This window comes from Flavobacterium sp. C3NV (genome assembly GCF_046825355.2).
Classification (GTDB): Bacteria; Bacteroidota; Bacteroidia; order Flavobacteriales; family Flavobacteriaceae; genus Flavobacterium.
Genome location: NZ_JBKQBJ020000013.1, coordinates 89889 through 105204 on the forward strand (window position 1 = coordinate 89889; position 15316 = coordinate 105204).

9 protein-coding genes are annotated in these 15316 nt (G+C 35.7%); 5 read left to right on the forward strand and 4 right to left on the reverse strand.

The annotated features are described in order from the left end of the window. Positions 1 to 97: 97 nt before the first annotated feature. The 3 genes from ACIDC4_RS17955 to ACIDC4_RS17965 form a co-directional block, all read right to left on the reverse strand. Entirely contained in the window at positions 98 to 910 is an 813-nt protein-coding gene (locus tag ACIDC4_RS17955) for an SDR family oxidoreductase (RefSeq protein WP_412043629.1), read from the reverse strand. A 185-nt stretch (positions 911 to 1095) separates the two neighbouring features. Continuing rightward, complete coding sequence (locus tag ACIDC4_RS17960; RefSeq protein ID WP_412043630.1) at positions 1096 to 1758, reverse strand: bifunctional 4-hydroxy-2-oxoglutarate aldolase/2-dehydro-3-deoxy-phosphogluconate aldolase; 663 nt, start codon at positions 1756 to 1758, stop codon at positions 1096 to 1098. 5 nt (positions 1759 to 1763) lie between these two features. Then, a complete protein-coding gene (locus tag ACIDC4_RS17965) occupies positions 1764 to 2213 on the reverse strand; it encodes a NanQ anomerase/TabA/YiaL family protein (RefSeq protein ID WP_412043631.1) in 450 nt (149 codons plus the stop codon). 385 nt (positions 2214 to 2598) lie between these two features. Here ACIDC4_RS17965 and ACIDC4_RS17970 point away from each other — a divergent pair, with 385 nt between their 5' ends. Beyond that, positions 2599 to 3609, forward strand: a complete 1011-nt coding sequence (locus ACIDC4_RS17970; protein WP_412043644.1) for a LacI family DNA-binding transcriptional regulator — start codon at positions 2599 to 2601, stop codon at positions 3607 to 3609. Between the two features lie 691 nt (positions 3610 to 4300). Here ACIDC4_RS17970 and ACIDC4_RS17975 read toward each other — a convergent pair. Continuing rightward, positions 4301 to 5470: a BT3233 family polysaccharide utilization protein gene (locus ACIDC4_RS17975; RefSeq protein WP_412043632.1), complete on the reverse strand. Its 1170-nt coding sequence runs from the start codon at positions 5468 to 5470 to the stop codon at positions 4301 to 4303. A 378-nt stretch (positions 5471 to 5848) separates the two neighbouring features. On the opposite strand from ACIDC4_RS17975, the gene ACIDC4_RS17980 reads away from it, so the two are divergent. From ACIDC4_RS17980 to ACIDC4_RS17995, 4 genes are all read left to right on the forward strand, one after another. Then, positions 5849 to 6325: an NUDIX hydrolase gene (locus ACIDC4_RS17980; RefSeq protein WP_412043633.1), complete on the forward strand. Its 477-nt coding sequence runs from the start codon at positions 5849 to 5851 to the stop codon at positions 6323 to 6325. A gap of 279 nt (positions 6326 to 6604) precedes the next feature. Next, positions 6605 to 7237, forward strand: a complete 633-nt coding sequence (locus ACIDC4_RS17985) for an HAD family hydrolase (protein ID WP_412043634.1) — start codon at positions 6605 to 6607, stop codon at positions 7235 to 7237. 560 nt (positions 7238 to 7797) lie between these two features. Beyond that, a complete protein-coding gene (locus ACIDC4_RS17990) occupies positions 7798 to 10725 on the forward strand; it encodes a triple tyrosine motif-containing protein (RefSeq protein ID WP_412043635.1) in 2928 nt (975 codons plus the stop codon). Between the two features lie 683 nt (positions 10726 to 11408). Further along, positions 11409 to 15302, forward strand: a complete 3894-nt coding sequence (locus ACIDC4_RS17995; protein WP_412043636.1) for a family 16 glycosylhydrolase — start codon at positions 11409 to 11411, stop codon at positions 15300 to 15302. Positions 15303 to 15316 lie beyond the last annotated feature (14 nt).

The following is a 15316-nucleotide window of genomic DNA, read 5'->3' on the forward strand; positions in this document are numbered from 1 at the left end:
ATTGACACTAATTTTATCTTTCGATTAATTTTTAAAATTAATTTTCACAAACCAATCTGTGCTAATTTGTGAAATTGGTGTTCTTTTTTTAATCATTTTAAATGCTCGTCGCAGCAAATCCGCCATCGACTTTTAAAATCGTTCCTGTTACAAATTTTGACATATCGCTGCATAAAAATAAAAGTGCTCCGTCGATATCTTCCGGAGTTCCAAATCTTCCCATTGGCGTATGTTCGATAATTTTTTCACCTCTTGGTGTTAGTTTTCCTTCAGGAGTAAGTAATAAAGCCTTGTTTTGTTCTCCTATAAAAAATCCCGGAGAAATCGCATTTACACGAATTCCTTCACCATATTTTTGAGCTAACTCAACTGCCATCCATTGCGTAAAATTGTCAATTGCCGCTTTTGAAGCCGAATATCCCACAACTCTCGTTAAAGGTCTTTGTGCCGATGCCGATGATATATTAATGATATTTCCTGATTTTTGTTGCGCAAAAAGTTCCGAAAATACTTGCGATGGCAACATCGTACCAATAATATTAAGATCGACAACTTTTTGTAAATCATCGACTTTCATATCAAATATCGCCTGATCCGGGCTGATAGTTGCTCCGGGCATATTTCCGCCTGCAGCATTAATTAAAATGTCAAGACGACCGTATTTTTCTACAATAAAATCTCTGGCTTTTTCTAATTCTTCTTTGTTTAAAACATTGGCCTGAACAGCAAAAGCTTTTCCGCCGTTGCTTTCTATGTTTTGTACAGCTTTATTAGCCTTTTCAATCGATTGAGAAACGATTCCAACAATAACGCCTTGTTGAGCCAAAACGCTTGCAAAATTGCTTCCCAAAACTCCGGCACCTCCGGTAATTAATGCAATTTTTCCTTTTAGATTAAATATTGAATCCATATTAAATTTTAAATTTATAGGTAATGTTTTTTAAACACATAGAAACATAGTTTTTTTGGAACGTTTGAAGTCGTTTCACTTTGCATTAATAATCATAGACTATAGGAGAAAACTAGTTTTCTTAAAGAACATTCTTCAGTTTTAAAAGTGATGTTTCTATGTGCTAAATATTTTTTAGGTATTAGTTATCTTCTTATTGTTGCTACTATCTCCAGCATTTTTTTGGTTTCGTTTTCAATTATATCGTAATCCTGTTCTTCTATACGTTTTTTGCTGATGAGTTTGCTTCCTAAACCAACCGCAGAAGCTCCGGCCGAAAACCAGCTTTCAATACTGGCATGAGTAGGTTCGACACCGCCGGTAGTCATGAAAACCAATGATGGAAAAACATCTTTTATGCTGCTTAAAAATTCTGTTCCTAAAATGTTTCCGGGAAAAAGCTTTACGAGTTTTATTCCGGCATTTTCGGCTGCTATAATTTCTGTTGGCGTCATACAACCCGGAGCGTATAATACTTCCTGATCTTTTAAGAAATCAGCCACTTCAGGAACAAAACCCGGACTAATAAAAAAGTCGGCTTTTGCATCGTTGAAGTCTTTAGCTTGTTCGAGGTTTTTAATTGTTCCGATACCTAATAACATTTCACGCAATTCGGCATTTCGAACCGCAACCATTTTTTTGAAATTCGATAGCGCTTCAGGACCTCTGTTGGTATATTCTACGGCTCTGATTCCTGCCTTGTAAAGCGTTCTTAAAATTTCGACACTAATGGTTTCATCGGTTGTAAAATAAAGCGGAAGAATACCTTGCTCAGCAATAACATCGATGGTTTTTTGAATGGTGCTCATCAGTTTTAAATTTTAACTTTAATGACGATTTTTTTAATTGTTCCTTCGCCAATCATAGCCGCGTGAACATCTGTGGGAAACAAAATCGCAAATTGTTTTTCCTGCAATTCAAAAAACATATCCGGTTTGTCGTGAAAGAAACGAACATCTCTTTCGTCGCTGTATTCCCCGTTTGGACTCACGCATTTTTCTCTTGGTTTCCATGCAAAAGTTTCAGGACCTTTTATCGAAATCTGGATGTCGATATTTTGGTCATGACATTCAAAACCTTTTATACTTTCTTCTTTGGTTGCGCCTTCGCCAACAATTACGATAACTTTTAATCCTTCGGCAATTTCAAATGCGCCTTCTTCGAGTTTGTTAATGTCATTTTGATTTACGTAATCAAATGCTTCTTTGAATTTAGGATGAAGGCTGAAATATTTTGCAGCGTTTTGTAATGAATCTACAATCATTTTATTTGGTTTTTATGTTTTCTATTTGAGCATTAAATAATTATCAATGCTACTTTTTAGTTAAATAATTACTTTATATTGTTTTACTTAAAATACTGGTTTATAAATACTAAATGTTTATATATCAATATTAGTTATTTACACTGTCTTTTGTCATGAAAATTTTTCTGAATCCTGTAAGAGCGATAATCAAATGCAAATATTTTTCTCTAATATAATGTTTTTTTCAAACACATGTGTATATTTGCGTGTACGCACACGGGCTTTTACAAATGTATATAAAAAGTTAAGTAAAACAACTTATATTCAATAAAAAAATAATAATTTCGAATGATGTAAAGCATCATTTAACTTAAAACTCATCAATATCATAACGATAAAAAAAATTGCCGAATTAGCCAACGTTTCCCCTGGAACTGTTGATAGAATTATACACAATCGTGGGCAGGTTGCTCAGGAAAATGTAGATAAAGTAAATGCTATTATTGAGCAATATGGCTACAAACGTAATATTCTGGCGAGTAATCTGGCCTTGAATAAAAAGTTTCATTTTGCAGTATTTTTACCTCAATACGAAAATCTGGAATATTGGAAAAGCCAAATTACAGGAATAGAAAAAGCTGCTATTGAGTTTAGTAAATTCGGTATTGTACTGGATTATTTCTTTTATGATTTTAATGCAGCTTCGTTTAAAGAAGCCGTTAAAAAAGTGCTGGAATTTGATTGCGACGGACTCTTATTTGCGCCTATTTTTTATGAAGAATCGGTACGTTTTTTAGCAGAATATGAAAAGAAAAATATTCCGGTCGTCATGATCGATTCGAATATTTCGAATAATGACGAACATGCTTATGTTGGACAAGACGCTTTTCAGAGTGGATATCTTGCCGGAAGATTAATCAGTTTTGCAGTAAAAAATGAAAGACAAATTCTGATTTTTAAAATCACCAGAGAGATCGAAAGTACATCGGTTTATTTGCAACGCATCGATGGTTTTTATTCGTTTTTTAAAGATCATGATGAACTCAGGAATTTTAAATTTTCTGAAATTACCATCAAAGATTCCGGAATTGATCAATTGAATATGGAAATGTTTTCCGGTATCAATAGTGTTTTTGTACCTAATTCAAGAGCTTATATTGTCGCAAGATTTTTAGAACAAAACCATATAAAAGGCGTGAGAATTATTGGTTACGATTTATTAAAAGATAATATCGAATATTTAAATAAAGGCGTAATCGATTTTTTAATCAACCAAAGACCCGAAGAACAGGGGTATATGGGAATTAATCACTTGTATAAAAAACTGGTCCTGCAGGAAATTGTAGAGAATACACATTATATTCCGTTGGAAATTATTCTGAAAGAGAATTATTTTCCTGCGAGGAAATCGTAGAGTTTTGGCCCACGGGTTTAGCGGGTTTTAACTGGTTTTCGCGGATTTTTTATTTTTTTATTCGCAATCTTGTCATCCTGACGGAGGAAGGATCACACTAGGAACTCCGTAAAGTGATGCCACAATCTTTGTCGAGCTTCTTTGTCGAGCTTCTTGTGTGATCCTTCCTGCGTCAGGATGACAAATACTTTGGGGTTATGTTGCGTGCTGATTGTTCAACGCAAGCTTTTCTTCCTGAGGAACGAAGGATCAGTCTAAGAACTCCGTAAAGTGATGCCGCAATCTTTGTCGAGCTTCTGGTGTGATCCTTCCTGCGTCAGGATGACAAAGACTTTGGGGTTATGTTGCGTGCTGATTGTTCAACGCAAGCTTGTCTTCCTGAGGAATGAAGGATCACACTAGCAACTCCGTAAAGTAATGCCACAATCTTTGTCGAGTTTCTTTGTCGAGCTTCTTGTGTGATCCTTCCTGCGCCAGGATGACAAATACTTTGGGATTATGTTGCGTGCTGATTGTTCAACGCAAGCTTGTCTTCCTGAGGAACGAAGGATCACACTAGGAAATCCGTAAAGTGATGCCGCAATCTTTGTCGAGCTTCTGGTGTGATCCTTCCTGCGTCAGGATGACAAGATTGCGAAAAAAAATCCGCGAAAACCAGTTGAAACCCGTCAAATCCGCGGGCCATAAAAAACTATTTCTTCACCTTAACAACCAGCGGGTTATTGGTCTTTTTAGCAAACGAACTCAAATATGTTTCCCATTGTTTTTGAGTTTGAAACGGGCTTCCTTTTTTCCATCCAAAACCAACATAATAGATCGCTTTATTGTTCTTTACCTCAATATTTCCGTATAAATTACTTAAATCTTTATCTTCGGTAATATGATTATCAAAACTCGTTAAAGTATTTTTTGGAGCTACAATTCCGGTTCCAATTTCAGAATCGTCGATTGGTTCCCAGTGGCTTAACCAGCCTTCTTTTATATTGGTTCCAATTGTTCCTTTTTTATCATGCAGCGTTAATCCGGCTGCAATAGATTTTGTTCCGGTAATATTGATTTCAAAACGAGAAAGGTAACTTCCGTAATCAAGGCTGATTAATTTTGACTCGGTTATTTTGTTGCCTTTTGCATCCCAATCGGCATAAGTCAGGATAAAACTTGTTCTGATAGGTCCGGTTGTGATGGTTTTCCAACTAGTGAAATTCTTAGAAAAATAGTATTTATCATCGACCTTAACGGCAATACCACCTACACCACGACTGTCACCTACATGAAAATTATCCAAACCTTCGCCAGTATCTTTATGATACGTTCCGGTTCCGTTAGTGGCTTTTTCGTACCATTTATTGATAATTGGGTAATCGACTCTTTTTAGCCACGCATCAATTCCGCTGGTTAAAGTTCCGCCCGCAATTTTGTCTTCGACCATTTTTTGAGCCACAGGACCATAAGTTCTAAAGGCGACTTTATTATTTTCCCATGCATAATCATCTGTTCGTTCCGGAACAAATCTCGAATAACAGCTAATTGTAGCTTCTTTTGATGGATTTTCGGCAACCAAAACTTCAAAATCTTGCTGTGATGAAGCTTTTATTTTAGGTTGAAATAACAATACATCTGTTATTCCATCGCCATCATTATCGATCGATTGTGTAGTCAAAAAAGTATTTGTACCAGCTTCTTTTACAGCATAATTTTCCAGTTTAACAGAAGTTGCTAATCCAAGGGATTTTTTAGTCAATTCAATGGTTTCGAATTCACGATCTATAGGAAGAGAATTGGTAACGGTAATGATTTTGTTTTGAGAATGAATGGCAAAACTACTTGCCAGAATTGCGAGAAATAAAAAAGGCTTTTTCAAAGTGGTTATTTTTTAATGTTTGTAAAGTGACATTTTAAGAATGATAAAATTACAAATAGATAATTGATTAAAAATACAGAATTGGGGTAAATATGTGCAGAATTTGGATAATAGAATTAATTTGATCTATTGGTTGGAACTATTTAAATACATAGCCACATAGGATTGTTGAACTCAAAAAAAGCGCTTCACTTTCATGAATAATCCCGATGCTTCTGGACTATGTGTGAGAAACTGGTTTCTTTTGATTGTCTTTTCTAAAGATAAAATCTATGTTTCTATGTGTTTAATAAAAAATATTGCCCAAAGCAAAGTGAGTAAATTAAGTAATTAGCGTAATAATTAAATACTATCTTTAGATGATAAATTTAAAACCCCATGAAAAAAAGCGCCGGTATATTACTCTACAAATTTATTGACAAAACGATATTCTTTTTATTGGTTCATCCTGGTGGTCCGTTTTGGAAGAATAAAGATTTAGAAAGCTGGTCGATTCCGAAAGGCGAATTTACAGAGGATGAAAATCCGCTTGATGCTGCAAAACGAGAGTTTTATGAAGAAACCGGTTTTAAATTAGAAAGCGAATCAGAAACCGATTTTATTGAACTTGACTCAGTAAAACTAAAATCAGGTAAAACCATTTTTGCCTGGGCGTTAGAATTTGACATTGATGCCACGCTTGTAAAAAGCAATGAATTCGAAATGGAATGGCCACCAAAATCAGGAAAACAACAATTGTTTCCGGAAGTTGACAGAGCCGAATGGTTTCAAACCGAACATGCTTTAAAAAAAATAAATCCCGCACAGGCTGATTTTATTGTTCAGATAATCTCTAAAATTTCTTCTTCGCTCTAAAATTTGCCTTGCTTTCGGGAATAATTTTGTAATTTACATTTTCGGTCAAGCCGAATAATTAAAAATGTAACCGTTGGGTGTAATGGATAAAAATTTAATTAAACACATAGAAACATAGATTTAATGATTTTGAAAAAAGTAAATCAAAAGAAACTCGTTTCTAACACATAGCTATGTTTTTTAATGCAAGTGAAACGTCTTTTTTGATTTCAATAATTCTATGTTTCTATGTGTTAAAAATAATTACACCCAACGGATTAAAAATGTAAATTAAAAAATATGGAAGTTAAGTGTATTATTTTCGATTGTGATGGAGTTCTTGTAGATACTGAAAAAATTGGTAACGGAATCATGCTTGAAATGGCAGCAGAATATGGTTTTAAGATGAAACTGGAAGATGCGTATCGCGATTTTAACGGTCGTAAATTAAAAGAGTGTTTCCTGTATATCGAGAATGCTATTGGCAAAAAACTTCCCGATACTTTTGAAGGAGATTATCGTGAGAAAAGTTTTGAAGCTTTTAAAACGCAGGTAAAACCAATGGAAGGCATCATTGAATTTCTTAATAAATTAAAGATCCCTTATTGTGTAGCTTCAAGCGGTCCGGTTGATAAAATCAGACTGAATCTTGAAGTGGCAGGTTTACTGGATAAATTCGAAAATAAAATATTCAGTTCGTACCAGATTAATAGCTGGAAACCAGATCCCGAAATTTTTCTTCACGCTGCAAAAGAAATGGGATTTGAAGTAAAAGATTGCATCGTAATCGAAGACAGCAAAGCCGGAGTAATCTCTGGAATTAGCGGTGGATTCAAAGTTTACGGTTTTGCCAATGGTTATAACAATGAAGACTTAGAAAAAGAAGGCGCAGAGCTTTTTCATTCTTATGAAGAGTTAGCTTTTTTGTATTAAAAAGTTTCAGGTTTAAAACCAAGGTTGTAAGGAACTTGTTCTTAAACTTTGACAAGTTTTTTTTACTTGTAAACTTGTCAGACATAGCCCGTGGTTTCAACCACGGGGTGCAATATTATCGCTCCTCGTATTGTGTTCCCGTGGTTGAAACCACGGGCTATATTTGAAGATAGAAATTAAATTAGGTTGTAACTTTTTCATTTATGAAATGATGAAAATGCGCATACCAACTTTAAAATTGCGCTTTCAAAAAGTCCCTTACAGCCTTGGTTTTAAACTTTGACAAAGCTTTCGTCTTTTAAGCATTTTCTAATTCTCACATTCTCCAATTTCTTCATTATCAAATCCTCTAATTAAAATGTAATTTGTTACATTAAAATAAATTTTTATATATTTGATTATAAAGATTCATTTTTTTTGATGCTTTTAATTATCAAATTATAATTTTAAGAGTAGTAATAAGAATGTCTTTTTTGCTTAAAAATGCCTTTTCCCAAAGGGGTAGTTTTGAGACTGTAGCTCTTAAAAAGCTACGAACTAACCTACAGACCGAAACAAAAATGACAAAATTTTTACTTAGAATTTTAGTTCTATGGATATCCCTTTTGTATCCAATTGTTAATGCCCAAATTAAAAAAATTGGAGTTCCTTTTATTACCAATTACAATCCTAAAACCTATAAATCAGCATCTGAAAATTGGGATGTTTTGCAGGATTCTAAAGGCATGATGTTTTTTGCGAATCATTTTGGTATTATGCAATTTGATGGCGTGAGATGGAGCATTGTGGCACAGCCGGAAAATAAAAGTATGGTTCGTTCTCTTGCGATCGATAAAAAGGATAAAATGTATGTTGGTGCTCAGGGCGAATTTGGTTATACGGTTCAGTTACCAAACGGACAATATAAATACACTTCTCTGGTAAAGTTGCTGCCGGATTCTGCCAAAAATTTTGGTGATGTATTGCATACGGTTATTCGCCATAAAGAAGTAATTTTTTTCTCGAATGAAGAACTTTTTATTTATAAAAACAACAAAATCAAAGTAATACGATGTGAGGCCAAGTTTGATGAATTTTTTGAAGTTGGCAAAGAAATCTATGTTTCCGACAATGTAAAAGGTTTGCTGAAATTAGAAAATGATGCTTTAGTTGAAATTCCGAACAGTAAAGAATTTATCGGAATGAAGATCAGGAAAATCTTTGAAACCAATGAAGGTTTGATCATCCTGACACAAAAGAAAGGTTTGTTGGTTTACAAAAACAATCAGTTAAAACCTTTTGTAACCGAAGCGGATAATGTATTGAAACAGAATCAGATCTCGACAGGGATTTTACTTTCTGATGGCTATTTCGGAATCGGGACACGTCAAAACGGATTGATAGTTATTAATAGCAAAGGAAATTTAATTCAGCATATTAATAAACAGACAGGTTTGCAAAATGATTATGTGACCAACCTTAAAATGGATAGGGAAGGCAATCTGTGGGTTACTTTGAAAGATGGTATTTCGATGATTCAGATTTCGTCGCCGTTGTCAAAAATACTCGATACATCGAATTCAGAAACCAAAATATACTGCAGTCAGATTTATCAAAACAAATTGTATATCGCTACTGATAATGGTGTTTTTTGGCTGGATTGGAATGCGTATAAAAATGGCCAGCATGAGAATGTTCACTTTCAGCATATATCAGGAATGTCTGAAAACGTTTGGAATATTGGCATTTTTGGAAACTCACTTTTGGCTTTTGAGAAAAATGGAGTTTTTGAGATCAAAGGTAATTCGGCACAATTGTTAGCCAGAACAGATGGCGCCTGGCAAGGTGTTCTTATTCCGAATCATCCTGATTTATTGCTTGTGGGCGGTTATAATGGCTTGTATTTATTAAAACAGATCAATAATTCCTGGGTGTATCAGCATAAAATAAAAGGTTTTGAAGAAAGCAGTAGGGTAATTGTAACCGATCAAAATGAGAATATCTGGATTGCGCATGGTTACAAAGGCATCTTCAAAATGAGATTGAATAAAACATTTGATGCTGTTTCGAACATTGAATTTTATAATGATAAAAATGGTTTTCCGTCGAGTTTGTTTTTGAATAATTTCAAAATTAAGAATCAGATTCTTTTTGGAACCACAAAAGGCGTTTACAAACAAGATACTCATTCAAAAAAAATGATTCCCGATAATAACTTCAAGAAATATCTGGGAATGAATAGCCATATTCGTTTGCTTAAAGAAGATCCTCAAAACAATATCTGGTACATTTCTGGAGAGAATACCGGAAAAATGGAGCACAAAGCGGGCGGAGGTTTTACTGTAGAAGAATTGCCTTTTCGAAAACTGAGATATTTATACATTCCGGGATTCGAGAATATTCAGACTACTGCAAACCGAGATGTGTTTTTTGGAACACAAGAAGGATTGATTCACTATAACACTACCAAAAACAAGAAATATCAGTCGAAGTACAAAGCAATAATTTCTGAGGTTAAATGTATTTTCCCCAAAGACAGTTTGTTGTTTTCCAGCAGATATGATGTACTTCCAACCAATATAGAATCGGCAAATACATTTTCGCCTGTTTTATCGTATTCGAATAACGCTTTGCACTTTTCGTTTGCATCGCTTTGTTATGATGAGGCCGATGCAACTAAATACGAATATTGGCTAGAAGGTTTTGAACCCAAATGGTCGGATTGGAATCTTCAGACCGAAAAAGAATATACCAATTTACCGGAGAACGAATATGTTTTTCACGTAAGAGCAAAAAATATTTATGATGTTGTCAGCGAAGAAGCCGTTTTTAAATTTGAAATTCTACCGCCTTGGTACAGAACAACCTGGGCTTATATTTTGTATTTAATATTGTTTGGTGTTTTGATTTATACGATTATCAAATACCAAAAAAATCTGGCTGAACGAGAACGTGAACAATTAATCCTGAATCAGGAAAAGGAATTGCTCCGAAATCGCGCCGAATTAAACGAACAAAAACTGGCTTTAGAACAGGAAAACATGGCGATTATGAAGGAGAATCTCGAAACAACGATTAATCTCAAAAATGCGAAAGTAGCTTCGAATACGGTGAATTTGATTCATTTAAATGAAATTTTACTTTCGATAAAAGAGCTTATTGGTCAGATTGATAAAAACAATGATTTTAATACCAATTTTGGCTTATTAAAGAAAATCAACCGAATCATTGATCACGAATTACAAGGAGATCAGCACTGGAATGAGTTTGAAGAGATTTTTAATCAGCTGCATGATAATTTCATGCAACGATTGAAAACAAGTTTTCCTGAATTGACTCCGCGTGATATGCGATTGTGTGCTTATTTACGAATGAACTTTAATACCAAAGAAATAGCACCGCTTTTGGGAATTTCTGTTCGAGGAGTTGAAGATACACGATATCGCATTCGTAAAAAATTACAGCTTTCATCAGAAGCAAATATTACGGAGTTTATTTTGAATTTTTAAATGGGTTTATTTTTTCTCGCAGATTTGACAGATCGAACAGATTTTTTTAATCTTTTTTATCACTTAATCTGTGGCTAAAATTTTCCACGCAGATTTTAAAAAGATTTAAGCAGATGTGCGCAGATGTTTTATTTTATAACGTATTAATTCTAAAAGTTCCAGATTAATCTAATCATAACCGCAATCTTGTCATCCCGAGGAACGAGGGATCTCCGTAAGTAATTCTACAAAGATTGGCTAGATTTGTTACGGAGTTTCTTGCGAAGATTTGCTTCGCCAGTCGCTATCGCTCGAGTCTCCTCCGTCGAAATGACAAACTAAACGCAAACTGCATTTTCTTTTATATTCCTACAATTAAAATCCATCTTCTATCGGTTTATAATTAACACATAACGAACTTTTTAAAATCAGTAAAATCCTAAGTAGTTTTACGCTTTTTGAACGCTAATTATTACATTTTTTTACAAACACCGTAGTCAAACCGTATTGTAAAATGTAAGTCTTGCCTGATTTATTCGTTAATATTGTCTCATTATTATTACAATAACAATCTGTTTTTACAAGCAGGTATTTATTGTGCTAATAATCTTTACTAACAAATAACCTAAAAACAAATGAAGCAAAAAGACTCTTTTTTCGGCCGACCACCGAAAAGTAATTACAATGTATTAAAAAGGTGTTTAATGTTACTCGTTCTGGCATTATTTCCACTCTTAAAAGTTCACTCACAATGCAACACTTTAATTTGGTCGGATGAATTTAACGGAACAACCGTAGACGCGACCAAATGGCAAAGTATTTCCGGAAACGGCTGTCCATCGCTTTGCGGATTTGGAAATGCCGAAGCGCAGCGTTATGATCCTAATCAGGCGACAATTGTCAAAGAAGGAACAAACAGTTATTTGAACATTCAGGCAAAATACGAACCGAATGCTGCCTTTCCGTCACAGCCGTATTCTTCTGCAAAACTTACCACAGAAGGTAAATATGCCATCAAATACGGAAGAATCGAAGCCCGTATGAAATTATCTAACGGAATGGGCGCATGGCCCGCTTTCTGGATGTTACCTGCCGGAACATCAAACTGGCCTTTTACAGGCGAAATTGATATCATGGAAGCCAAACACAGAAACCCAAAATCTGTAGACGGAACGCTTCATTATGACGCAGGTGGCTATCATTATACGGGAAGAAGTTATTCTTCACCAACGGATTTATCTTCAGAATTTCACGTTTATGCGGTAGAATGGGGACCAAATATCATTAAATGGTTTATTGATGGCAATTTATTTCATACTGCCACGCCACAAACGACCGTAAATGGCGGATGGCCTTTTAATGACCAACAGTTTTATATTATTTTAAATCTGGCGGTTGGTAGTGGCGGAACACCTTATACAAGTGTAAACGGAGCGGGTGTAGAGCCAATTCCGGCTGACTTTCCGGCAAAACTACAAGTAGATTATGTTCGTGTTTACAGCGGTAGTTTTACGTATGGCGTTTTGGGCGATGCAAAAGTATACCATAACGAAACAGGTAAAACGTATTCGATCAATGCGATTCCCGGAGCCACTTATAATTGGACCGTTCCGGCGGGAGCATCCATTACTTCAGGACAAGGTACCAATACAATTACTGTAAATTGGGGAACTACAGGCGGAGATGTTTCTGTAGCGACTACAGTGTCAGGATGTGCCAGTAATACTTATAAATTGGCTGTTATAACAGAAGTACCTTTACCAGTAGAAAGAATCTACGAAGATTTTCAATCGAATAGAAATATCGTCTACGGACTTAAAACAGGAGTTTTGACAGAAGCGGTGGCAAATCCATCAGCTACAGGAATCAATACCTCGGCTTTGGTGGGGAAATATGTTCGTAATGCATCTGAATTATACGATGTTATGAATATTAAAAATGTAACCATCAGCAATGCGAATGATTATGTATATGGCAGAAAAAAGCTTTCTTTTGATATCTATACTTCAGCACCTGTTGGTACAAAAATTTCGATGCAACTCGAAAATAGTTTAGTAACCACGGCAACGAATTTTCCTTCAGGAAGACACAGCGGTTATAAAGCCACAACTACAGTTCAGAACAAATGGGAAACTATTGAATTTGAATTCGAAAAAGTAATCGACGCCAATACAAGCGCGTTATCGATCAATAATGTAGTGTTTCTTTTTGAATCGAATTCGAATACCGGCACGACTTATTATTTTGATAATTTGCTTACAAGGGCAGCGCCGGAAAAACCAATTATTGCTACAGATGTTCTTCAGAATTATGATGGTATCAATAAGATAATTAAAGGAACTACAACCGGAGTATATTCTGTTGTAGCAAATCCCGGAGCAAATGCGGTAAATTCGTCTGCGAATGTGGCGAAGTATGTTCGAAATATTACCGAACAATATGATGTACTTTTCTTTAATACGCAAGGTAATATCGAAGATGCAGGTTTATTAAAAAGTCAGACCAATAAAATCATGATTGATGTTTATACTACAGCGCCAATTGGTACAGTGGTTAGTCTGAATTTAGAGAATAGCGCAACATCGCTTCCGGCTAATTTCCCTACAGGAAGAAACAGTAATTATGTTGCGATCACGACCAAACAGAATCAATGGGAAACCCTAACGTTCTATTACAATTCAAGTCCGGATCCGGGAACATCCAATCTGGCGGTCAATCAAATGGTGATTTTAGTCAATTCAGGTTCTTTTACAAACGATACTTATTATTTTGATAATATCAGAATTGGTTCTACTAAATTACCGGATACTTTTACGCCCGGAGTCGTTTACGAAGATTACCAAACCGTTCACAATATCACGTTTAGAGATGCCATCGGAACCTATACGGCAAACACGCCAAATCCAAGTGCAAGCGGAATCAATACGTCTTCTAACGTTGGAAAATATGTTAGAAAATCGACTGAATTGTATGATAACTTTTCTTTCAATACTACTTTAAATAATATTGGAGATTTCAAAAGCGGAACCAAGAAATTTGCTATGGATGTTTATACCTCTGCGCCGGTTGGATCTGTGATTTCATGGCAGGCAGAAAGCAGTGCTTCGGTTCCTTCTAATTATCCTGTGGGAAGACATAGTATTTATCAGGGTGTTGTAAAACAAACCAATACGTGGCATACCATTACGTTTACTTATGCGAGCGCTCCGGATGCATCGACACTAGATACTGAAGTGAATCGTTTTGTGTTTTTGTTTGAACCGGGAACAAATTCAGGAAATACGTATTATTTTGACAATATCAGAGCGGTAAATTTAGTGGGAACAGAAAATCCTCCGGCAACTTTACCAGCGCCGTGGGTAAGTTCAGATTTAGGTGCTGTAACTCCAGCGGGAGAAGCCACTCATGCCAGCGGAACTTTCACCATAAAAGGATCAGGAACTGATATTTGGGAATCAAGCGATCAATTTCAATTTGTAAACCAACCAATTACGGGCGATGCTGAAATTATTGCGAAAGTAAATTCGTTAACCAATACCAATACATATGCAAAAGCCGGAGTAATGTTCCGCGAAACTTTGACACCAACCTCTAAACATGCTATGACTGATATTACGGCCGCAGCTGGAGTAGAATTTTTATCCAGAGATGCTGTTTCTGCAATCACAACAGCTCAGACAGCTACAGGAACGACTCCAAAATGGCTTCGTTTAACAAGAGCAGGAAATGTATTTACGTCTTATACGTCAGATAATGGTTCAACCTGGACACCATTGGGTACGCCAAGAACGATTGCCATGGCCAACACCATTTATGTGGGTATGGCAGTGACTTCTCATGCAAACGGAACTTTGGCAACAGGAGTTTTCAGCGATGTTATTGTTCGAAATATCACGCCGCCAACGAACAATGTCAATTTGGCTTTAGCCAAAACAACTTTAGCTTCTTCAGAAGAAAATGCCACTTATTCTTCGGCGAAAGCCACAGACGGAGACGCAGGAACAAGATGGGCGAGTAGTTTTGTCAATGCAAGCGAATGGATTTATGTTGATTTAGGAAGTAATTACAACATCAATCGTGTAGTATTAAAATGGGAAGCTGCTTTTGCCACCCAATACAAAGTGCAAATTTCGACGGATAGTGTTTTTACCGAAAATGAAACTGTAAACACACAAACGGCAAGCGACGGCGGAACTGATGATTTGACTGTAAGCGGAACCGGAAGATACATTAGAGTTTTATGCACGGCGAAAGCTTTGGCTCCGTACGGATATTCTCTATTCGAAATCGAAGCTTACGGATCTGCCTTTACAGCTAAAAAAGCTGCGGTTGTAACTGAAGAAGCTGATGTAACAGCTACAGCATTTGCGGTATATCCTAATCCGGCAAGCAATTTTATTCAATTGGCAATACCTGAAAAATTAGACAACAAAGTCGTAACGATTTATGATGATTCAGGAACCTTGCTGGTAGAGAAAAAACTGAATGCTGATGCTAAAGAAGATGTCATTGATGTAAGTAAACTTAGAAAAGGAATTTACATTCTGAACTTTAAATCAGATCAGAAAAGCTGGTCTAAAAAACTGATCAAGCAATAATCTAAAACCCAGTT